This is a genomic window from Sphaerisporangium sp. NPDC005288 (genome assembly GCF_040607475.1).
GTDB classification, from domain to species: Bacteria; Actinomycetota; Actinomycetes; order Streptosporangiales; family Streptosporangiaceae; genus Sphaerisporangium; species Sphaerisporangium rhizosphaerae.
Genome location: NZ_JBEXGT010000034.1, coordinates 42,082 through 62,093 on the forward strand (window position 1 = coordinate 42,082; position 20,012 = coordinate 62,093).

The following is a 20,012-nucleotide window of genomic DNA, read 5'->3' on the forward strand; positions in this document are numbered from 1 at the left end:
GAGGAGTTCATCCGTGGGCAGTGGCAACGCCATCCGTGGTAGCCGTGTCGGCGCCGGTCCGATGGGGGAGGCCGAGCGAGGCGAGGCGGCCCCTCGGGTCCGGGTCTCGTTCTGGTGCGCCAACATGCACGAGACGCGTCCGAGCTTCGCCAGTGACGCGGCCGTCCCGGAGTACTGGGACTGCCCCCGGTGCGGTCTTCCCGCCGGTCAGGACGAGTCGGCCCCGCCCGCGCCGCCGCGCAACGAGCCGTACAAGACCCACCTGGCGTACGTGAAGGAGCGGCGCAGCGACACCGACGGCGCGGCGATCCTCGCCGAGGCCCTCGAGCGGCTGCGCAACAACCGCTCACCCTGGTAGGTCCGCGGCCACCGCTCCGACGAGCGAAAGGCCCCCGCGGTGCTCCGCGGGGGCCTTCTCACGCTCTGCCGGTGTTCGGTCGTGGGCCTGTCAGCCGCGCCGCTCGTAAACGAGCTCTCCCGCGGCGAAGGTCATGGCCACCTGGGTGGTCCAGATCTCCTTGGCGGGCAGCGCGTACGGGTCGCGGTCGAGCACGACCAGGTCGGCGCGGTTGCCGGCGGCGATGACGCCGGCCTCGTCGTCGTGGTTGATCCACGCGGACCCGGCGGTGTAGGCGGCCATGACCGTGGCCAGGTCCAGGCTCTGGTGCGGCAGGAACGGCGTCTGCGCGGTCGGATAGCCCGCGTGCACCGAGCTGCCGGGCTCGGTGCGGTTGACCGCGACGTGCATGCCCTGCAGCGGGTCGGCCGAGGAGACCGGCCAGTCGCTGCCCGCGCACAGCCGGGCGCCGGTGCGCACCAGGTCGGCGAACGGGTACTGCCAGGAGGAGCGCCGCTCGCCCAGGTAGGGGATGCACAGCTCGTCCATCTGCAGGTGGTGGGTGGCCCACAACGGCTGCAGGTTGGCGGTGACGCCGAGGCGGGCGAAGCGCGGCACGTCCGACGGCTCGACGATCTGCAGGTGGGCGATGTGGTGCCGGTTGCGCGGCGAGGTGCCCTCCAGCGCGTCCAGGGACTCGCGCACGGCCCGCTCGCCGATGGCGTGGAAGTGCACCTGGAAGCCGCGCCGGTCCAGTTCGGCGACGTAGCCCTTCAACAGCTCGGGGTCCACGTAGGAAAGTCCGCGCTGGTCGGGGCCGCAGTTGCAGTAGGGCTCGATGACGGCGGCGGTGAAGTTCTCGGCGATGCCGTCCTGCATGATCTTGACCGAGCCGGCGGAGAACAGCCCGCCGGCCTGGGCGCGGCGTTCGGCCAGCTCGTCGATCTGCTCGGCGCCGCGCGCGCGGTCCCACCACAGCGCCCCGACCACTCGCGCGCGCAGCCGGCCGGAGGCCGCCGCCGACAGGTAGGCCGGGAAGTGGTCGTCGGAACCGGCGTAGGAGCCGACGATGGCGTCCTGCCAGCCGGTGATGCCCAGCGAGAACAGGTGGGCCTGGGCGTCCATCAGCGCGTCGTCGACGTCGGCGGCGCTCGCCCGGGGCGTCAGCAGGCCGACCAGGTCCATGGCCCCCTCGTGCAGGACGCCGCTCGGCGTGCCGTCCGGGTCACGCTCGATGCGGCCGTCGGCGGGGTCGGGGGTGTCCGCGCTGATCCCGGCGATCTGCAGGGCGCGGGTGTTGACCCAGGCCGCGTGGTGGTCGCGCTGGATGAGGTAGACGGGCCGGTCGACGAAGTCGAGCTGCGTGCGGTGCGGCAGCCCGCCGGGGAAGGCGGCCATGTCCCAGCCGCCGCCGTCGATCCACTCCTTGCCGGGATGGTCGCGGGCGTACACGGCGATCCGCTGCACGTACGCCGCCAGGCCGAACACCTCCGACAGGTCGCACTTGGCGCGCTCGAGGCCGGCCTGGATCGGGTGGATGTGGGCGTCGGTGAACGCGGGCGTCAGCAGCCGCCCGGCCAGGTCCACCGTCTGGTGGCGAGGGCCCGCCTGCGCGGCGACCTCGGCCTCGTCGCCGACCGCGGCGACGCGCCCGTCGCGGACGAGCACCGCCTCGGCGAAGGCGGCTTCCACGAGCCCGGCGGCCGGGGCGCCGGGCGCCGGGCCCCCGGTGGGGTCGGCGGGGACGGTGGCGGCCGCGGCGGAGGCGCGGGAGCCGGACGGGCGCGCGGGGCCGGTGTACACGCGGCCGCCGCGGAAGAGCAGTTCGGTCATCGGAGACGATGCTATAGCCGTCGCGGCCGCCCGGCGTACGACCAGGAAATCGACCGTCATACCACCACATGTCATGCAAAATCTGACTTAGTACGTCAAATCCGATGAAACGGAAACCCTGGGCTCATGTCCATGTAGCAACCTGGTAACAGCTCGGAGGCATCCTGCTGTTCGGACGACAGGGGGTTTCGATGGGATTTCTGCGGATCCGTACCACCGTGGACGAGCGACCGGGCCGGCTGGCCTCGCTCGCTGCCGCGCTGGCGGCCAAGGGCGGCAACATCCTTGGGCTGAGCGTCCAGCCCGACACCGACGGCACCGTGGACGAGTTCGTCGCCGACATCCCCGCCTCGGCGGACGCGGTGCGCGAGGCGCTGGAGGCGGCCGGCGGCCGGCGCGTCCAGGTGGTGTCCGCCACGGCCCATGAGCTGACCGACGAGCCCACCCGCGTCCTGCTGCTGGGCGCGCGCCTGCGGGCGATGCCGTGGCGGCTGCCGGAGGCGCTGTGCGACCTGCTGCGCGCCGACGACGCGCGCTGGGTGTACGGCGTGGAGCTGTCCTCCGACCTGCCCGACCCCACCCTGCTGACCGTCCCGGTGGCGCCACGCCGCGCCGTGCGGCTGCGCCGGGCCGGGCTGCCGTTCACGCTGACCGAGGCCGCCCGGGCGGCGGCCCTCGTGCGGCTCGCGCAGCCGCCGGCCGAGACGCCCTCCCCGGAGCGCCCCGTGGCGCTGGACGACGGCGTCGAGGTGCAGGTGCGCCCGCTGACCCTGCTCTACCGCGAGGCCGTCCGCGACCTGCACGACCGCTGCTCGCCGGATTCGCGCCGGTTCCGGTACCACACCTCGATGCCCGCCCTGCCGCCGCGCATGTTCGACCGGCTCTGCGACCGCGACCGCGGATACTCGATCGTCGCCGGGTACGACGGCCAGGTCGTGGCGCTGGCCAACCTGATCTTCACACCCGACCCCGGGATCGCCGAGATGGCCTTCCTGGTCGAGGACCGCTGGCAGGGGCGCGGGCTCGGCGGCGCGCTGGCGCGGATTCTGGTGCAACAGGCGCGTGACCTGGGATTCGCCGAGGTCAAGGCCAGTCTGTTGTCGGACAACACGCGCATGCGCCGCCTGCTGATCTCCCTCGGCGCGACGCTCGCCTACACCGACGACCCCGGGGTGCTGGAGGCGCGGATCGCCACCGGCGCGATGGTGCCCGCTCCGCGCGACTGAGCGCCGGCCGGCCGCCGTGCTCCGGGAACGCTCGGGGATCACGGATCACGACGGCCGGCTCGCGCCGCCCTCCTGCGTGCCCCTGTTCTCCGGCGCGTCGTCGCCCTCGTCCGCGGGGGGAACGCCCATGGTGTCCAGCCGCCGCTCGATGCGGTTCAGGCTCTCCTGTATCCGCTCCAGACGTCCCATGAACGACATCTGGGACGGCAGCGGGATCGGATCCACGGTGGGCGGGCCTACCGGCCGGCGCTCGCGGCGGGCCGCGGCGGCCTCGATGAGCCTGCCGCGCATCAGCTCCAGATCGATCTCGTGCAGTTCCAGCACCTTGGCCCCGACGCCGTGGCCCTCCTGGATGAGGCCGAGCAGGATGTGCTCGGTGCTGATGTAGTTGTGGTGGAGCTGCAGCGCCTCACGCAGGGACAGTTCGAGCACCTTCTTGGCCCGGCCGGTGAAGGGGATGTGGATGTGGGCGCCGGGGGAGTTCTCGCCGCGCCCGACCATCTCCTCGATGTCGGCCCTGACGCCCTCCAGGGTGAGGCCCGACCCGGCGAGCATGGTCCCCGCGAGCCCTTTGCCCTCGCCGAGCAGGCCGAGCAGGAGGTGCTCGGTGCCGATGTGGCCGTGGTCGAGCCTCCTGGCCTCCTCCTGGGCGGAGACCACGGCGCGGCGGGCGGAATCGGTGAAGCGCTCGAACACGGGACCCCTCCGCGGGTGTCGGTGAAGCCGGCCGTCACGTACACGCGGAACCGACTCCGGGCGGCTTCTTCCACTATGCGGCAAATACCCCCTCGGTGGGGGTCGGATCGCCGGTCTTGCGGCGGTTCGCCAGGTAGCGACAAGAAGGACATTCTGCTTTAGGCTGGGTCTTAATATCGAACTCAACCCGTGCTGGGGGAGGCGACGTGGAGACCGAGTGGCGGCCTTCGGCGTGCGTGCTGTGCGCCTGCAACTGCGGCATCCAGATCCAGCTGGACGGCCGGCGGTTCGCGCGGATCCGGGGCGACAAGGCCCACCCCTCCTCCCAGGGCTACACCTGTGAGAAGCCGCTGCGGCTGGACCACTACCAGAACGCCGAGGACCGGCTCACCCACCCGCTGCGGCGGCGGCCCGACGGCACGTTCGAGCGCGTCGGCTGGGACACCGCCATCGCCGAGATCGCCGCGCGCTTCTCCGCGGTCCGCGACGCCCACGGCGGCGAGTCGATCTTCTACTACGGCGGCGGAGGACAGGGCAACCACCTCGGCGGCTCCTACTCGGGCGCCTTCATGCGCGCGCTCGGCGCCAAGTACCGCTCCAACGCCCTCGCCCAGGAGAAGACCGGCCTGTTCTGGGTGTCGGACCGCATGCTGGGTAACACCGCCACCGGCGACTTCGACCACTGCGAGGTCGCGTTGTTCGTCGGCAAGAACCCCTGGCAGTCCCACGGGCTGCCGCGCGCCCGGCCCACCCTGCGCGAGATCGCCCGCGACCCGGCCCGCTGCCTGATCGTCATCGACCCCCGGCGCACCGAGACGGCGGAGCTGGCCGACATCCACCTGCAGGTGCGCCCCGGCGCGGACGCCTGGCTGCTCGCCGCGATGGCCGCGGTGCTCGTCCAGGAGAACCTCATCGCCCACGAGTGGCTGGCCGCCCACGCGGTCGGCCTCGAAGAGGTGTGCGCCGTCCTTCGAGCGGTACCGGTCGCCGAAAACTGCGCGATCGCGGGCGTGCCCGAGGAACTGGTGCGCACGGCGGCGCGCCGCATCGCCGCCGCCTCCGGCGTGGCGGTGTTCGAGGACCTCGGCGTGCAGATGACGCTGCACTCCACGCTCAACAGCTATCTGGACAACCTGCTGTGGCTGCTGACCGGCAATTTCGGGCGTCCCGGCACCAACAACCCGCCCATCCTGTTCGCGCCGTTCATCACCTTCGGCCACCACGGGCCCAAGCGCGACCGGGTCAGCCCGGTGGCCGGGGCGCGCATCATCTCCGGCCTGGTCCCGGCCAACGTGGTCGCCGAGGAGATCCTCACCGACCACCCGCGCCGCTACCGCGCCATGCTCGTCGAGACGGCCAACCCGGCGCACTCGGTCGCCGACTCCAAGCGGATGCGCGAAGCGCTGGAGGCGCTGGACCTGCTCGTGGTGATCGACGTCGCGATGACCGAGACGGCCCGGCTGGCCGACTACGTGCTGCCGGCGCCCTCGCAGTTCGAGAAGTGGGAGGCGACCTTCTTCAACCTGGAGGCGCCGGCCAACTACTTCCACCTGCGCCGCCCGGTGCTGGACCCGCCGCAGGGCGCCGACCTGCTGCCCGAGCCGGAGATCCACGCCCGGCTGTGCGAGGCCGTGGGCGCGCTGCCGGCCGACCGCGTCCAGACCCTGCGCGATGCGGCCGAGCGGGGCCGCGCGGCCTTCGCCGAGGCGTTCCTGGCCGCCATGGCCGACCCCGAGCTGGCCAAGGTGGCCCCCGCCCTGCTCTACCGCACCCTCGGGCCCACGCTGCCCGGCGGCGCGGCGGCGGCCGCGTCCCTGTGGGCGCAGGCCGTGCGGGTCGCCATGGCCCACCCCGACGCGGTGCGGCGGGCGGGCATCGAGGGCGAGGGCCTCGCGCTGGGCGACCGGCTGTTCGACGCCATTCTGGACAGCCCTTCCGGCCTGGTGTTCACCGTCGACGAGCCCGGGGACGGCTGGGACCGGCTCGGCACGCCGGACAAGAAGATCCACCTGGCGCTGCCCGACCTGCTGGACGAACTGGCTCGCCTCGGGCCGGGTCCGGACGCGCACCCTGAGTATCCCTTCGTCCTGTCGGCAGGGGAGCGGCGGGCCTTCACGGCCAACACGATCTTCCGCGACCCCTCCTGGCGCAGGCGCGACACCGACGGCGTGCTGCGGGTCAGCCGCAAGGACGCCGCCGGCCTCGGCCTGTCCGACGGATCCCGGGCTCGGGTGACGACCAGACGCGGCTCGGTCGAGGCGACCGTCGAGATCACCGACACCCTCCAGGCGGGGCACATATCCCTGCCCAACGGCCTTGGCCTGTCCTACCCGGGCGAGACGGGCGAGATCACCACCGGGGCCCCGCCGAACGAGCTGACCGCCTCGGAAGACCGCGACCCCTACGCCGGCACTCCCTGGCACAAACACGTCCCTGCCCGCGTCGAGGCCCTGCCGGTCTAGCGCCCCGCTCACCGCGCTCAGCCGAGCGTCGGCGCGGCCCCTGAGAGCGCGTCAGGGCATGGGAGACCGCTGCCGGGGTGGTCGTTCAGGGGGTGGGTCCTGGCTGGGCCGCGGACGTGGAGGGTGGCGGCGGGCCGGGAGGGTGGTCGTGTGCGTCGATCCGGGCTCACGATGGTCGCCGTCTCAGATCACGGCGTTTCCGTATTTCGTGGCTTGGACGCTGCCGCTGCCGCTGCCGCTGCCGCTGCCGCTGCCGTCGGCCGGAATCGCTGTTTTGTTCCGGATGGCGGTGGGCTTTTCGGCGAGGTGCCGCTGTCGGTGATTCGTGGGGGTTTCTCGGTGGGGTGCCGGATTGTCCGAGAATTCGTTCGGGGAAGTGTGTTCTTTTCTCTGACGTTGCTCGTCGTCCGGATTGTTGTGCCGGTTCCCGTCTTAGTCCCAGGTGGTGCCGGCGGCGCGGGAGTAACCGTCCCAGGTGGTGCCCGCGGTGCGCGAGTAGGAGTCCCAGGTGGTGCCGGCGGAACGAGTGGCGGTGGCGGCGGAGAAGGCGCTGGCGGTCATTTTCCGTCTCTTTTCTGGAGGGCTTGTCGTTCGTCCTTGTGAGAACAACTCTCCGGCATTCCGGGCCCTCGGAACAGACAATTCGGCGGCAGCAAGCTGCACGCCCCTGACCACTTGCTGCCACCAGGAAGGCGGCCATGTCGCCGAGAGAAGCACTGCCCGCATCGGTGCAGGTCACAGGCGCTGTTGCCGGGCCGCGCCGGCGCGCCACGGATGGGCTGGACGGGGTTGTGGCGCGATGCGGACACGGCTGCCGCGGGCGTCGCATGCCGGTTCCCTCCTTGTCCGGCCTTGATCGGCCGCCCGGGGAAGGATCGCCTCGATGCGATCGTCCCGCCGGACGCGGGACCGGTGCGCGCGAGATGGCGGTCTCGGCGGCGTTGTCGCGTTCACGGGCCACCGGCGTCGCCGGCCTGGTGCGATGGCCGCGACGGCCACGACATGGCGCAAGGGCGGCCTCGGTGCGGAGAGGTGACCGACGGGAACGACGTGCCGTGCGCGGCGGGGCGCAACAGGGCGGGGGCCGACAAGGCGGGCCGAGGGTCGGGGCCGACGGGGAAACCGACGAGGCAGGGCCGAGGGAGCAGGGCCGAGGGTCGGGGCCGACGGGGAAAACCGACGAGGCAGGGCCGAGGGAGCAGGGCCGAGGGAGCAGGGCCGGAGCGGTGGTGCGCTCGCGTGGCCGGGCGCCGGTCGCGATCGGCCGGCCGGGCGTCGATTTCTCCGAATATACGGGCGCCGGGCCGAAGAGTTCATTGTCTTCCGCCGTATTCGCGAACCGTATGCGGTTCACCCGGGCGGGCTGGTGCGTTCAGCCGTCCTCGCCGGAGAATCGTACGTCCGGCGTTTTCGCTTGAGGTCTATTATCGGGTAGATGGTGCTGGAATCCGGTTCGAAGTTAAGGTCGTATATCAGTCCCAGGTGGTGCCGGCGGCGCGGGAGTAACCGTCCCAGGTGGTGCCCGCGGTGCGCGAGTAGGAGTCCCAGGTGGTGCCCGCGGAACGAGTGGCGGTGGCGGCGGAGAAGGCGTTGGCGGTCATTTTCTGTCTCTTTTCTGGAGGGTTTGTCGTTCGTCCTTGTGAGAACAACTCTCCGCCATTGCGGGCCCTCGGAACAGACGATTCGGCGGCAGCAAACTGCACGCCGCTGACCACTTCCTGCCACTCGATCGAGTGACATCCCCCTCGCGCGTCCCGGGACGGTGTCACCGCAGGTCGACGCGCTGTTCCAGGCCGGTCTGCCCGACCTGCCGTACGCCGCCCCCGGCACCTGGCCGTGATGGGGTTCCTCATACGGCTCAGCTTCGGGAGCGCCTCTTGTGAAGGGCTTGGCCCCTGGTCGACGGGCTGTCCCCATCGCCTTCCGATGCCGGCCGGTCACCGGTCGCCGGCACGGCGGGCCGGCTCGTCGGCGCCGGGCCGGCGCCCTGGCGGGTGGTGAGCCAGCTCGCGATGACGGCGGTCGCGAGGATCGCGGCGACCACCGCCAGCGAGACCCAGGTCGAGATCTTGTAGACGTCCAGCAGGAGCATCTTCACCCCGACCCACACCAGCACCAGCGCCAGGCCGAGCTTCAGGTGGACAAATCGGTGCATCAGCCCGGCCAGCAGGAAGTACATCGCGCGCAGGCCGAGGATGGCGAAGGCGTTGGAGGTGAAGACCAGGAACGGCTCGGTGGTGACGGCGAAGATCGCGGGAATGGAGTCCACCGCGAAGACGATGTCGGTCACCTCGACCAGCACCAGTACCGACAGCAGCGGGGTGGCGGCCCGCCTGCCGGCCTCCCGGACCCAGAACCGCTGCCCGTGGTAGTCGTCGGTGACCGGCACCAGACGGCGGAGCAGCCGCAGCGTCCTGCTGCGCGCCGGGTCGACGGTCTGGCCGCGGTGCAGGGCCAGGCGGACGCCGGTGAGCACCAGGAAGGCGCCGAACACGTACAGGACCCAGGAGAAGCTCGCGATCAGCGCCGAGCCCGCGGCGATGAAGACGCCGCGGAAGAGCAGCGCGCCCAGCACGCCGTAGAACAGCACGTGGTGCTGGTAGCGCGCCGGCACGGCGAAGTGGCCGAAGATGATCGCGAACACGAAGATGTTGTCGACGGCCAGCGACTTCTCGATCACGTAACCGGCGTAGTACTGGCCGGCGTACTCCGCGCCCCACCACCACCAGACGGCGGCGCCGAAGGCCAGTCCGAGGCACACCCAGATCGCCGACCACAGGGCCGCCTCGCGCATGCCGATCACATGGGCATGGCGATGGGTGAACAGGTCGATGGCGAGCATCGCGGCGATGACACCGAGCACCGCCGGCCAGGCCCACAGGGCGACGTTCACAAGGGGACACCTTTCCGGTCGAGACGACCGGAGGTCTCTCCGCCGCCCAGGCCACATGGTGTTCCGGGACGGCGCCAGGACCGGGCGGGCATCGGGCCCGCCGTACTGACGACCCTGGCGTCTAGGGGTACTCCCCTCCGCGCTCACAGGATACGCGACCGGCTCACCGCGGAAAAGAGCAGGTCAGCGGGCTGAAGGCGTCAGCCGTGCAGGGCGCGGAGGGCGGCGGCGAGCAGGCCGGACCGCTCGGCGGGGGTGAGGGCGCCGTCGCCGGCCGACAGCAGCGCCAGCGTGCCGTTCTTCGCCACCGCGTACGCGGCGTGCGCCCGCACGACGCCGGCCGCGTCAGGCCCGGCCGCGTCAGGCCCGGGCGGGGTGAGCGCGGCGGTGAGGGCGGCGTTGATCTCCTGGGACCTCGGGACCACGCGCTGGAGCGCGGCGCGCGCGGAGGGGTCGCCGCCGATGAGGTCGATCAGCGTGTGCAGTTCCGCCGTGGTGTCGATGACCGCGCCCAGCAGTTCTCCGGCGTCCGCGCGGCCGGAGGCGGCGGCGTCGGCCAGCCGCTGGTAGGCCAGCAGCGGCTCGGCCATCAGCGCCTCGATGATCTCGGCCTTGGAGGCGAAGTGGTAGTACAGGGCCGCCTTGCTCGTGCCCAGCCGGCCGGCGATGTCGGCGATGGACGTCCCGGCGTACCCCTGCTCGGCGAACAGTTCCTGGGCGATGGACAGGATGCGCCGCCGGGTCTCCTGGGCGTTCTGCCCGGCTCGGCCGCCCTGACGTTCTCTGGTGCCCGACATCGCCCGCCCTCCGGCCGCGGAGGACGGACCCGCTGTCCGCGCCTCCATGGAGCAGTGTACTTGACGACCGTTCAGTAAGTGCTGCACGCTTACTTACCGAACGGTCGGCAAGCGGACGGAGCAGCGAAATGACCAGGGACGACATGAAGGCGATCGTGGAACGCATGTACGCGGCCGCCAACGCGGGCGACCTCGACGCCGTGGAGGAGATCTTCGCCCCGGACTTCTACAGCCACCCGATGGGGACGACGGGACCCGAGGCCGTCAAGAGCGCCTGGAGGGACATCCGCGAGCGCTACCCGGACCTGCGGGTCACCCTCGAGGACATGCTCATCGACGGCGACAAGATCGCCCTGCGCTCCACCGTGCACGGGGCCGTGGGGGCGGACGGGCGGCCGGACCCTGCGCTCATGGAGATGATCCGCCTCGCCGACGGGCGCGTAGCGGAGGTCTGGGGGCTCACCGGCATGGTGTGGCGCTGAGGCCTCCCGCGGGGGCTGAGGCGGCTCGCGAGCAGTGAGGCGGCTTGCGGGCGCTGAGGCTTCCAGCGGGGGCTGAGGCGGTTTCCGAGGAGTGAGGCGGCTCGCGGGGGTCGAGGCGGCTCGCCGGCGTCGAGGCCGCCCGGGGGGCTACGGACGGCTCGCGCGCGCCCGGAAGGCGGCGGTCTTGACCCGGTTCTGGCAGGTGGTCGAGCAGAAGCGGCGGGTGCCGTTGCGCGAGACGTCGACGTAGACGCGGTCGCAGTGGGACGCCGTGCACATCCCGAGCCGGTCGTACAGGTCGCCGCCCAGGACGATGGCCAGGCCGCTGGCGCAGCCCGCCGCCCAGTCGTCGCCCAGGGTGCCCCCGCCGCCGTGGAAGTGCAGGTGCCAGGGCTCGCCGTCGTGCCGCTCCAGGTGCGGCCGGGCCTGGGTGCGGTCAAGGACGCGGTTGACCTGCCGGGCGGCGGTGTCCAGGTCGCCGGTCTCGACCGCGTCGAAGACCACCCGCAGCTCGGCGGCCACCCGGGACAGCTCGGCCGCCTCGGCGTCGGTGACCTCCCTCGAGCCCCGGTGGCCGGCGCGCAGGGCCTCGGTGACGGTGGCGCGCCGGTCGGGGCCGGGCGGCGGAGGCGTGTACGGCCTCCCGTGCGCCTCGCCGGGCGTGAGCCGGTTGACCAGGGCGGCGGCGACGGCCACGACGGCATCGGTGTGACTGTTGAAATTCACTTGACCGGTTACATCCTCGCGTCTTACCGTGTGACTGTCCAAATAGTTTACGGCAGTTACAGGGAGTCCTCATGTCCATTGTTCCCCGCGAGCGGGCCCGCGACTGGATCCTGCGGTGGGATCGCCAGCAGGAGGGCTACATGCCCGACCGCGAGGCCCGTTTCGCCGCCCTCATCGACGCCGTGGAGGCCGGGGCCGGGCGGCCCGACCCGCTGGTGCTCGACCTCGGCTGCGGGCCCGGCTCGCTCGCCGTCCGCTTGCTCGACCGCCTGCCCGAGGCCACCGTCGTGGCCCTGGACGCCGACCCGCTGCTGCTCGCGCTCGCCCGTGCCGCGCACGAGGGCAGGCCGGGGCTGCGCTTCGCCGACGTGGACCTGCGGACCCCCGGGTGGGCCTCGTCCCTCGGCCTGGACCGCCCGGTGGACGCGGCGGTGAGCACCACCGCGCTGCACTGGCTGGCCGAGCCGGAACTGCGCGTGATGTACCCCGAGCTGGCGAGCGTGATGAAGCCCGGCGGCGTGTTCCTCAACGGCGACCACATGGAAGTGATCGACATCGCGCCGGCCCTGGCCAAGCTGGAGCGGGCGGTGCACGAGCGCGCCATGCGCCGCAGGTTCGGCGCCGGACGGCCCGAGGACTGGCGCCAGTGGTGGGACGCCGTGGCCGCCGACCCCGACCTGGCGGCACTGGCGGACGAGCGCGCCCGCAAGGTCGCCGGCGCGGCCCACCGTGGATCGGAGTCGCTGGAGCTGTCCGCGCACGTCACCGCCCTGCGCGACGCCGGCTTCGCCGAGGTGGGCACCCTGTGGCAGAACGGGAACGACCGCTTGCTGTGCGCCATTCGCAGCTGAGCACCGGAAACTGACATCTTCGTGTGAGATTTCCGCCGGGACACTACCACCGATCCCGGCGGGCTGCTTAGGGTCGGGCGCTATGACGCAGAGCACCGCCTCGACACACGCCTTCATCGCCGCCCTGCCCAAGGTCGAACTGCACCTGCACCTGGTGGGAGCCGCCTCGGTGCCCACGGTCCTGGAGCTCAGCCGGCGGCACCCCGGCGGCCCGGTGCCCTCCAGCGAGGAGGAGTTGCGCGCCTTCTACGTCTTCAGGGACTTCCCCCACTTCGCGGAGATCTACGCCGACGTCAACCGCCTGGTGCGTGAGCCCGAGGACGTCGCCACGCTGGTCACCGGAGCCGCGCGCGACCTGGCCGCGCAGAACGTCCGCTACGCCGAGCTGACGGTCACGGTCTACTCCCACCAGCGGATGGGCATGTCCAACGCCGCGATCACCGAGGCGCTGGACCTGGCCGCCCGGGCCGCGGCGGCCGACCACGGCGTGCGCGTCGGCTACGTGTTCGACATCCCCGGAGAGGCCGGGCCCGAGGCCGCGCGGGCGACGCTCGACCACGCGCTGTCCGCGCCGCCGGAGGCGCTGGTCGGCCTCGGCCTGGCCGGCATCGAGCAGGAGCGGCCCAAGTACCGCGACGCCTTCAGGGACGCCTTCCGCGCGGCCACCGCCGCCGGTCTGCACAGCGTGCCGCACGCGGGCGAGATGACCGGGCCCGAGACGATCTGGGAGGTCATCGAGGGGCTCGGCGCCGAGCGCATCGGCCACGGCATCAGCTGCGTGCGCGACCCCCGCCTCATGGCCCGCCTCAAGGAGACCCAGATCCCGCTGGAGGTGTGCCCGACCTCCAACGTGTGCACAGGCCAGGTGCGCGACCTGGCCTCCCACCCGCTGCCCCGGCTGCTGGAGGAGGGCCTGTTCGTCACGCTCAACAGTGACGACCCGCCCATGTTCGCCACCACCCTGAACGGCGAGTACGGCGTCGCCGCCCGCGTCTTCGGCCTGGGGGAGGCCGAGCTGGCCGCGCTGGCCCGCAACGCCGTGCGGGCGTCCTTCCTCGGCGAGCGGGCCAAGCGCGAGATCATCGACGAGATCGACCAGGTGTGCGCGGCCGGGCCGGCGAGCGCCTGACCCGCCGCCGACCCGCTGCTGCCGGCCCGCCAGCGCCTGACCCGCCGCCGGCTCCGATGACCCGGCGGCGGGTCTCGGCGGACGGCGCCGGAGTCGCGCGGCGGGACGGCCCGCCGCGCGCCCTGTCAGGGAGACGCGCGCCGGGTGAGCCCCGGCGGGATCTTGGAGGCGGCGGCCCGGTCCAGCAGGAACAGGGTGCGCAGCCGCCCCCTGGCCCCCGCCCCCGGCACCTGGTAGGGGCCCGACTCCTGCAGCGCCAGCCGGACGGCCCCGGCCTTCTCCTCGCCGGCCACGATGACCCACACCTCGCGGGCCGCCCTGATGGTGGGATGGGTCATCGAGATGCGCGTCGGCGGCGGCTTGGGCGCGCCGTGCACCGCCACCACCGCACGCTCGTCGTGGACGGCCGGCATCTCGGGGAACAGCGAGGCCACGTGGCCGTCCGGGCCGAGGCCCAGCATGAGGATGTCGAACGAGGGCACCGGCCCGTGGTCCTCGGGCCTCGCGGCCTTGCGCAGCTCGTCGGCGTACCGCTCGGCGGACTCCTCGGCGCTCAGCCCGGAGTCGGGGCCGAGCATCGGGTGCACCCGCGCGGGGTCGACCTCCACCCGGTCCAGCAGCGCCTCCCGCGCGCCGGTCTCGTTGCGCTCGGCGTCGCCGGTGGGCAGGAAGCGCTCATCACCCCACCAGACGTCCAGGCGGCGCCACTCGACGGCGTCGCGCGCCGGGGTGGCGGCGACCTCCCTCAGCGTGGCGACGCCCATGCCACCGCCGGTGAGCACCAGGTGGGCCGACCCCTTGGCCGCCTGCGCGTCGGCCAGCCCGGTGATCAGGCGGGCGGCGACGGCCTTGGCCAGCACATCGGCGTCCCGGTGGATCAGGACCGAGGGAACACTCACGACAACACCCCTCCAGCTACATGAAACGACGGCGCCCGGCACCACCCTATGCACCGAAGATCGGAGCAGGGGGCGGTGCCGGGCCGCCAGGTCGGAAAGCCGGGGGCGCCGGCCCGGAATCAGGGGCCGGCGCCGCCGGACGGGTCAGGAACCGTCGAAGTCCGCGACGCGCTTGATCGCCGAGGCGTACAGCTCGTCGGGGTCCAGCCGCCGCAGCTCCTCGGCGAGCAGGTCGGAGGTCGGCCTTCGGGCCAGGGCCACGTGCCGGTCGGGCTGCCCCGGCCGGATCAGCGTGGCGGTGCGCGAGTCGTGCCGCTCGACGACGATCTCGCCCTCGCCCTGCAACCGCAGGTGCACGCTGGTCAGGCCGGGCCCCCGGGACTCGGTCACCTTGATCGGCGCGTCGAGCTTCTCCGACAGCCACACCGCCAGCAGAGAGGCGCTCGGGTGACCGGGCTCGGCCTCGACGTAGCCGGACAGGACCCGGTCCACCGGCTGGTCGAACGCCGCCGCCAGCAAGCTGCGCCAGGGCGTGATGCGCGTCCACGCCAGGTCGGTGTCGCCCGGCGAGTAGCCGTCGGCCCGGCTCCTGATCGCCGCCACCGGGTCCGGCGCCGAGCGGGCGTCGGTCACCCGGCGCTGCCCGAACGAGCCCACAGGGTCCTTCGCCGGCGAGGCGGGGGCGTCGCCGGGCCACCACACCACCACGGGGATGTCGGGCAGCAGCAGCGGCGACAGCACCGAGTCGGCGTGCTCGGTGAGCTCCCCGTACAGGCGCAGCAGAACCACCTCGCCGGTCGTCAGCTCGCCCACCCGGATCTCGGCGTCCAGCCGGGTGGCCTCGCCGCGCTCCCTCGGGATCACCGCGAGGATGCGCGAGGGATGCTCGCGCGCGGCCTCCGAGGCCGCGCGCACCGCGTCGTACTGGTGGCTCTCGTCGCACACCACCACCAGCGTCAGCACCATGCCGACGGCCGGCGCGCCGACCTGGTGGCGCAGGCGCGTGAGCTGCGAGGAGATGTCGGAGGCCGTGGTCGACCCCATCAGGAAAGTGGTCACAGCGACTCCCGCGTTCCGTTGCCGATCACAACCGCCTCCAGGCCCGGCCGTCTCTGGACATCATCTCGTCGGCCGAGGCCGGGCCGCCGGTGCCGGCCGGGTAGCCCTCCGGCTGATCCGGAAGCGACGCCCAGTAGTGCTCGATCGGGTCCATGATCTTCCAGGACAGCTCGACCTCGCGCTGGTGCGGGAACAGCGGCGGGTCGCCGATGAGCACGTCCAGCAGCAGCCGCTCGTAGGCCTCCGGCGAGGACTCCAGGAACGCCTCGCCGTAGGCGAAGTCCATGTTGACGTCCCTGACCTCCATCGCGGTGCCCGGCACCTTGGAGCCGAACCGCACCGTGATGCCCTCGTCCGGCTGGATGCGGATCACCAGGGCATTGTGCCCCAGTATCTCGGTGTCGGTCTTGCTGAACGGCAGGTGCGGCGCCCGCTGGAACACCACGGCCACCTCGGTCATCCGCCGGCCGAGCCGCTTGCCGGTGCGCAGGTAGAACGGCACGCCCGCCCAGCGCCGGTTGGCGATCTCCACCTTGATCGCGGCGTAGGTCTCGGTCTTGGAGCCCTGCGGGATGCCGTCCTCCTCCAGGAAGCCCTTGACCGGCACGCCTCCCTGCCACCCCGAGGTGTAGGCGCCGCGCGCGGTGGCCAGGCCGAGGTCCTCGGGCAGGGTGACGGCCTCCAGGACCTTCTCCTTCTCCCTGCGCAGCGACGAGGCGCCGAACGCCGTCGGGTCCTCCATGGACACCAGCGCCAGCAACTGGAGCAGGTGGTTCTGGATGACGTCCCTGGCCGCGCCGATGCCGTCGTAGTATCCGGCCCGGCCGCCGACGCCGATGTCCTCGGCCATCGTGATCTGCACGTGGTCGACGTAGCCGCGGTTCCAGATCGGCTCGAACAACGTGTTGGCGAAGCGCAGCGCCAGGATGTTCTGGACGGTCTCCTTGCCCAGGTAGTGGTCGATGCGGAACACCGAGTCGGGCTTGAAGGCCGAGTCGACGATGGCGTTCAGCTCGCGGGCGCTCTGCAGGTCGTGCCCGAACGGCTTCTCGATGACGATGCGCCGCCAGGAGCCCTCCGGCGGCTTGGCCAGGCCGGTGCGCTTGAGCTGCTCGACGACCACGGGGAAGGCCTTGGGCGGAACCGACAGGTAGAAGGCGTAGTTGCCGCCGGTGCCCCGGGTCTCGTCGATCTCCTTCAGCGCCATGGCCAGCGCGTCGAACGCGCCGTCATCGTCGAAGGAGCCCGGCACGAAGTGCAGGCCCTCGCAGATCTGCTTCCAGACCTCCTCCCGGAAGGGAGTGCGCGCGTTCTCCTTGACGGCGTCGTGGGTGATCTGGGCGAAGTCCTGGTGCGCCCAGTCGCGGCGGGCGAAGCCCACCAGGGAGAACCCCGGAGGCAGCAGCCCGCGGTTGCCCAGGTCGTAGATCGCCGGCAGCAGTTTGCGCCGGGCCAGGTCGCCCGTCACGCCGAACAGCACCAGCACACAGGGGCCGGCCACCTTGGGCAGGCGCCGGTCGCGGGGGTCGCGGAGCGGGTTGGCCTCGATCACGTCGATCGTCGTCGCGGTGCTGGCGACGGCCTGGGCCGCCTTCAGCGACTCGTCGGGGGTGACCTTCGGCTGGTCCTCTCCGGCATGGTTGGCCAGTTCGGTCTCGTGGATCGATGGCGCGGGCACGTTCGCCGGGCCCGTGTCATCGGCGTTGGCCGAGCCCGGCTGCTCGCTGTCGTTCATCAAACCTCCCGTGCGGCGGTGAGCAGGTGCCTGACGCCGGCCTCGCGGTCGGTCAGGTGCAGGCGGAGGACCGGACGCCCGCGCTCGCGCAACGCGTCCAGGTCGCCGAGAGCCTGGGCGAGCTCCAGCCTGCCCAGGGTGTACGGTCTGCCCGGCACCTCGAGGTCGTCGTCCACGGCACCGGTGATCTGCAGGAAGACGCCGTTCCGCGGGCCTCCCTTGTGGTACTGCCCGGTCGAGTGCAGGTAGCGCGGGCCCCAGCCGAAGGTCACCGGCCGGTCGGTCCTGATCGACAGCAGCCCCTGCAGGCTGGCCGGGTCGTGCGCCGCCCAGATGTCGGTGATCACCTCGAAGGAGGCGTCCTCCGGCACCGGGACGTCGAAGGCGGCCTCGCGGTCCAGGAAGGCGCCGATGGAGAGGTAACCGTGGGCCGGAATGCCCTCCAGCAGCGCGGTCAGCACTCCTGGAAGGTCCTTGACGTGCTCGGGGATCTCGCCGTACACCTCGACCGGGCCGTCGACCAGCGCGGGCACGCCGGTCGGCAGCGGGCCCTGGCCCGCCCCGGCGAGGATCCGCGCGGTGTTCTCCTTGGACTCGGCCACGTTCGGCTGGTCGAAGGGGTTGATCCCGAGCAGCCGCCCGGCGACCGCGGTGGCGTACTCCCAGATCAGGAACTGGGCGCCCAGCGGCCCGCGCACCTCGACGTCGCCGTCGGTGTCGATGCCGGCGACGAACTCGTCGGCGGCGCCGGTCGGGTCGATGCCGACGACCGGCAGGATGCCCTTGCCGTGCTTGCCCGTCGACTCGGCGACGAGCTGCTCGGCCCAGTCGGGCAGGCCGTTGATCGGCGAGAGGCTGTCGTCCAGCAGCAGCTTGTCGCGGCCGGACAGGGCCGCGGCGCCGATGGCCGCGCCGAGCGCGAGGCCCGGGCCGTCATCGGCGGACAGGGTGGCGCGGGCCTGCTCGGCCTCGTCGAGCAGCCGCGACACCTCGGCTCCGGCCAGCGCGCTCGGCACCAGGCCGAACGCCGACAGGGCGCTGTAGCGGCCGCCGACCGCGGGGTCGGCCAGGACGACGGTGTACCCGGCCTCGGTCGCGGTGCGCTCCAGCGGGGAGCCGGGGTCGGTGACGACCACGACGCGGCCGGCCGGGTCGATGCCGGCCTCGCGGAAGGCCCGTTCGTAGACGCGCAGGTGGGCGTCGGTCTCGATCGTGGCGCCGCTCTTGCTGGCCACCACCAGGACCGTGCGGTCCAGCCGGTCGTCGAGCGCCCGGCGCACCTGGCCCGGGTCGGTGGTGTCAAGGACGGTCAGCGGCACGTCGAAGGTGGCGCAGATGACCTCGGGAGCCAGCGAGGAGCCGCCCATGCCGGCGAGCACGACGTGCTCCAGGCCGTCGGCCCGGACGCGCTCGGCCAGCGTGGTGATCTGGGGGAGCAGCTCGCGGGAGGACGCGGGCAGGTTCAGCCAGCCGAGGCGGATCTTCGCCTCCTCCTCGGCCTCCGGCCCCCACAAGGCGGGGTCGCCCGCGGTCAGCGCCCGCGGCACCCCGTCTTCGACGAGTTTCCGCACGGCCTCCTCGGCCTGCGCGGCGACCTCCTCGTCACCGAATGTTACGGAAATATCCATTCTGAAGTCTTCTCCTCGCGTGGCCGGCCGGGGCCGGTGGCCGCGGCTGCGGGCGTGCGCCCGCAGCCGGTGCCGGCCGTGGGGCGGGCCGGGCCGGCGCGGTCGCGCGGCCGGCCCGCCCAGGCTGCAGGGGGCGGGCCTTAGCGGGCCTTTTCCAGCTCCGACTCGAGCGTGCCGAGCAACTCGGTCCACGAGGCGACGAACTTCTCGACGCCCTCCTCCTCCAGCGCCCGCACCACGTCGTCGTAGTCGATGCCGACCTGCTTGAGCGCCGCCATGGTGTCCCATGCCTCGGTGTAGCCCGACCGCACGGTGTCGCCGTCGATGGAGCCGTGCTCGGCCGTGGCGTCCAGCGTCTTCTCCGGCATGGTGTTCACCGTGCCGGAGGTCACGAGCTGGTCGACGTACATGGTGACCGGGTAGTCGGGGTTCTTCACCCCGGTGGAGGCCCACAGCGGACGCTGGGGGTGCGCCCCGGCGGCCTTGAGCGCCTGCCACCGATCGCTCGCCATGACCTCCTCGTAGGCGGCGAAGGCCAGGCGGGCGTTGGCGATGGCGGCCTTGCCGCGCAGCGCGAGCGCCTCGGGGGTGCCGATCTTCTCCAGGCGCTTGTCGATCTCGGTGTCGAAGCGGCTGACGAAGAAGGACGCCACCGACTCGATCTTCGACAGGTCCAGCCCCGCGGCCTTGGCCTTCTCGAGGCCCGAAAGCCAGGCGTCCATCACCGCGCGGTAGCGCTCGAGGGAGAAGATCAGCGTGACGTTGACGCTGATGCCCTCGGCGAGCGCCTGGGTGATCGCCGGCAGGCCTTCGACGGTCGCCGGGATCTTGATGTGGACGTTCGGCCGGTCCACCAGCCACCACAGCGCGCGCGCCTCGGCGACCGTCTTCTCGGCGGTGTCGGTCGCCAGACGCGGGTCGACCTCGATGGACACCCGGCCGTCCACGCCGTCGGTGGCGTCGAACACCGGCCGCAGCACGTCGGCGGCCCAGCGGATGTCATAGGTCGTGATGGCCCTGACCGCCTCGCCCACGTCCACGCCCCGCACGGTAAGGTCGCGCAACTGGTCGTCGTAGGCGTCGCCCTTGCTCAGCGCAGAGGCGAAGATGGTGGGATTGGACGTGACGCCGGTGACCTGCTTGTCGCGCACCAGCGCCGCGAGGTTGCCGCTGCGCAGCCGCTCGCGGCTGATGTCGTCCAGCCAGATCGACACGCCCTGGCCGGTCAGGCGCTTCAGGTTCTCACTCATGGCTCGTTC

17 protein-coding genes and 1 pseudogene are annotated in these 20,012 nt (G+C 72.4%); 6 read left to right on the forward strand and 12 right to left on the reverse strand.

Translation table 11 applies throughout. The features are described 5' to 3' along the window. Positions 1-13 precede the first annotated feature (13 nt). Entirely contained in the window at positions 14-358 is a 345-nt protein-coding gene (locus ABZU32_RS28190; protein WP_189163482.1) for an RNA polymerase-binding protein RbpA, read from the forward strand. A 90-nt stretch (positions 359-448) separates the two neighbouring features. Here ABZU32_RS28190 and ABZU32_RS28195 read toward each other — a convergent pair whose 3' ends face one another. Then, positions 449-2,170: an amidohydrolase gene (locus ABZU32_RS28195; RefSeq protein ID WP_354926652.1), complete on the reverse strand. Its 1,722-nt coding sequence runs from the start codon at positions 2,168-2,170 to the stop codon at positions 449-451. Between the two features lie 191 nt (positions 2,171-2,361). Here ABZU32_RS28195 and ABZU32_RS28200 point away from each other — a divergent pair, with 191 nt between their 5' ends. Continuing rightward, positions 2,362-3,396, forward strand: coding sequence for a GNAT family N-acetyltransferase (locus ABZU32_RS28200; RefSeq protein WP_354926654.1), 1,035 nt, complete (start codon positions 2,362-2,364; stop codon positions 3,394-3,396). Between the two features lie 270 nt (positions 3,397-3,666). Here ABZU32_RS28200 and ABZU32_RS28205 read toward each other — a convergent pair. Next, positions 3,667-4,092 (reverse strand): annotated as a pseudogene (locus ABZU32_RS28205) (Clp protease N-terminal domain-containing protein); the annotation flags it as partial. Positions 4,093-4,298: 206 nt separating this feature from the next. On the opposite strand from ABZU32_RS28205, the gene ABZU32_RS28210 reads away from it, so the two are divergent. Next, the gene (locus tag ABZU32_RS28210) at positions 4,299-6,554 is read left to right on the forward strand and encodes a molybdopterin-dependent oxidoreductase (RefSeq protein WP_354926656.1); all 2,256 of its coding nucleotides are present in this window, start codon (positions 4,299-4,301) and stop codon (positions 6,552-6,554) included. Between the two features lie 432 nt (positions 6,555-6,986). On the opposite strand, the gene ABZU32_RS28215 is transcribed toward ABZU32_RS28210, so the two are convergent. The 4 genes from ABZU32_RS28215 to ABZU32_RS28230 all read right to left on the reverse strand — a co-directional run bounded on the left by ABZU32_RS28215 (position 6,987) and on the right by ABZU32_RS28230 (position 10,244). Further along, entirely contained in the window at positions 6,987-7,115 is a 129-nt protein-coding gene (locus ABZU32_RS28215; RefSeq protein WP_354844761.1) for a hypothetical protein, read from the reverse strand. A gap of 911 nt (positions 7,116-8,026) precedes the next feature. Next, positions 8,027-8,155: a hypothetical protein gene (locus tag ABZU32_RS28220; protein ID WP_354844758.1), complete on the reverse strand. Its 129-nt coding sequence runs from the start codon at positions 8,153-8,155 to the stop codon at positions 8,027-8,029. 257 nt (positions 8,156-8,412) lie between these two features. After that, the gene (locus ABZU32_RS28225; protein WP_354926658.1) at positions 8,413-9,447 is read right to left on the reverse strand and encodes a TerC family protein; all 1,035 of its coding nucleotides are present in this window, start codon (positions 9,445-9,447) and stop codon (positions 8,413-8,415) included. 200 nt (positions 9,448-9,647) lie between these two features. Beyond that, positions 9,648-10,244 carry a TetR family transcriptional regulator gene (locus ABZU32_RS28230; protein WP_354926660.1) on the reverse strand — a complete coding sequence of 199 codons (597 nt, stop codon included), beginning with the start codon at positions 10,242-10,244 and terminating at the stop codon, positions 9,648-9,650. 128 nt (positions 10,245-10,372) lie between these two features. On the opposite strand from ABZU32_RS28230, the gene ABZU32_RS28235 reads away from it, so the two are divergent. After that, positions 10,373-10,726, forward strand: a complete 354-nt coding sequence (locus tag ABZU32_RS28235; protein WP_354926662.1) for a nuclear transport factor 2 family protein — start codon at positions 10,373-10,375, stop codon at positions 10,724-10,726. A 147-nt stretch (positions 10,727-10,873) separates the two neighbouring features. Here ABZU32_RS28235 and ABZU32_RS28240 read toward each other — a convergent pair whose 3' ends face one another. Next, positions 10,874-11,452, reverse strand: coding sequence for a CGNR zinc finger domain-containing protein (locus ABZU32_RS28240; RefSeq protein ID WP_354926664.1), 579 nt, complete (start codon positions 11,450-11,452; stop codon positions 10,874-10,876). Between the two features lie 71 nt (positions 11,453-11,523). Between ABZU32_RS28240 and ABZU32_RS28245 the strand changes: the two genes are divergently transcribed. Next, positions 11,524-12,303 (forward strand): class I SAM-dependent methyltransferase, encoded by a 780-nt coding sequence (locus ABZU32_RS28245; protein ID WP_354926666.1) that lies wholly within the window; start codon positions 11,524-11,526, stop codon positions 12,301-12,303. Positions 12,304-12,385: 82 nt separating this feature from the next. After that, on the forward strand, positions 12,386-13,432 hold the full coding sequence (add, locus tag ABZU32_RS28250; protein WP_354926668.1) for an adenosine deaminase: 1,047 nt from the start codon (positions 12,386-12,388) through the stop codon (positions 13,430-13,432). Positions 13,433-13,557: 125 nt separating this feature from the next. Here the strand turns inward: add and pgl are convergent, their stop codons facing one another. The 5 genes from pgl to tal form a co-directional block, all read right to left on the reverse strand. Next, positions 13,558-14,331: a 6-phosphogluconolactonase gene (gene pgl / locus ABZU32_RS28255; protein WP_354926670.1), complete on the reverse strand. Its 774-nt coding sequence runs from the start codon at positions 14,329-14,331 to the stop codon at positions 13,558-13,560. 144 nt (positions 14,332-14,475) lie between these two features. Next, positions 14,476-15,390: a glucose-6-phosphate dehydrogenase assembly protein OpcA gene (locus ABZU32_RS28260; protein WP_354844783.1), complete on the reverse strand. Its 915-nt coding sequence runs from the start codon at positions 15,388-15,390 to the stop codon at positions 14,476-14,478. Between the two features lie 25 nt (positions 15,391-15,415). Then, a complete protein-coding gene (gene zwf, locus ABZU32_RS28265) occupies positions 15,416-17,125 on the reverse strand; it encodes a glucose-6-phosphate dehydrogenase (protein ID WP_354926672.1) in 1,710 nt (569 codons plus the stop codon). Then, entirely contained in the window at positions 17,125-18,753 is a 1,629-nt protein-coding gene (locus ABZU32_RS28270; RefSeq protein WP_354926674.1) for a glucose-6-phosphate isomerase, read from the reverse strand. Before ABZU32_RS28270 ends, zwf begins: the two co-directional genes overlap by 1 nt. A gap of 140 nt (positions 18,754-18,893) precedes the next feature. Then, complete coding sequence (gene tal, locus ABZU32_RS28275; RefSeq protein WP_354926676.1) at positions 18,894-20,003, reverse strand: transaldolase; 1,110 nt, start codon at positions 20,001-20,003, stop codon at positions 18,894-18,896. Positions 20,004-20,012: the final 9 nt, after the last annotated feature.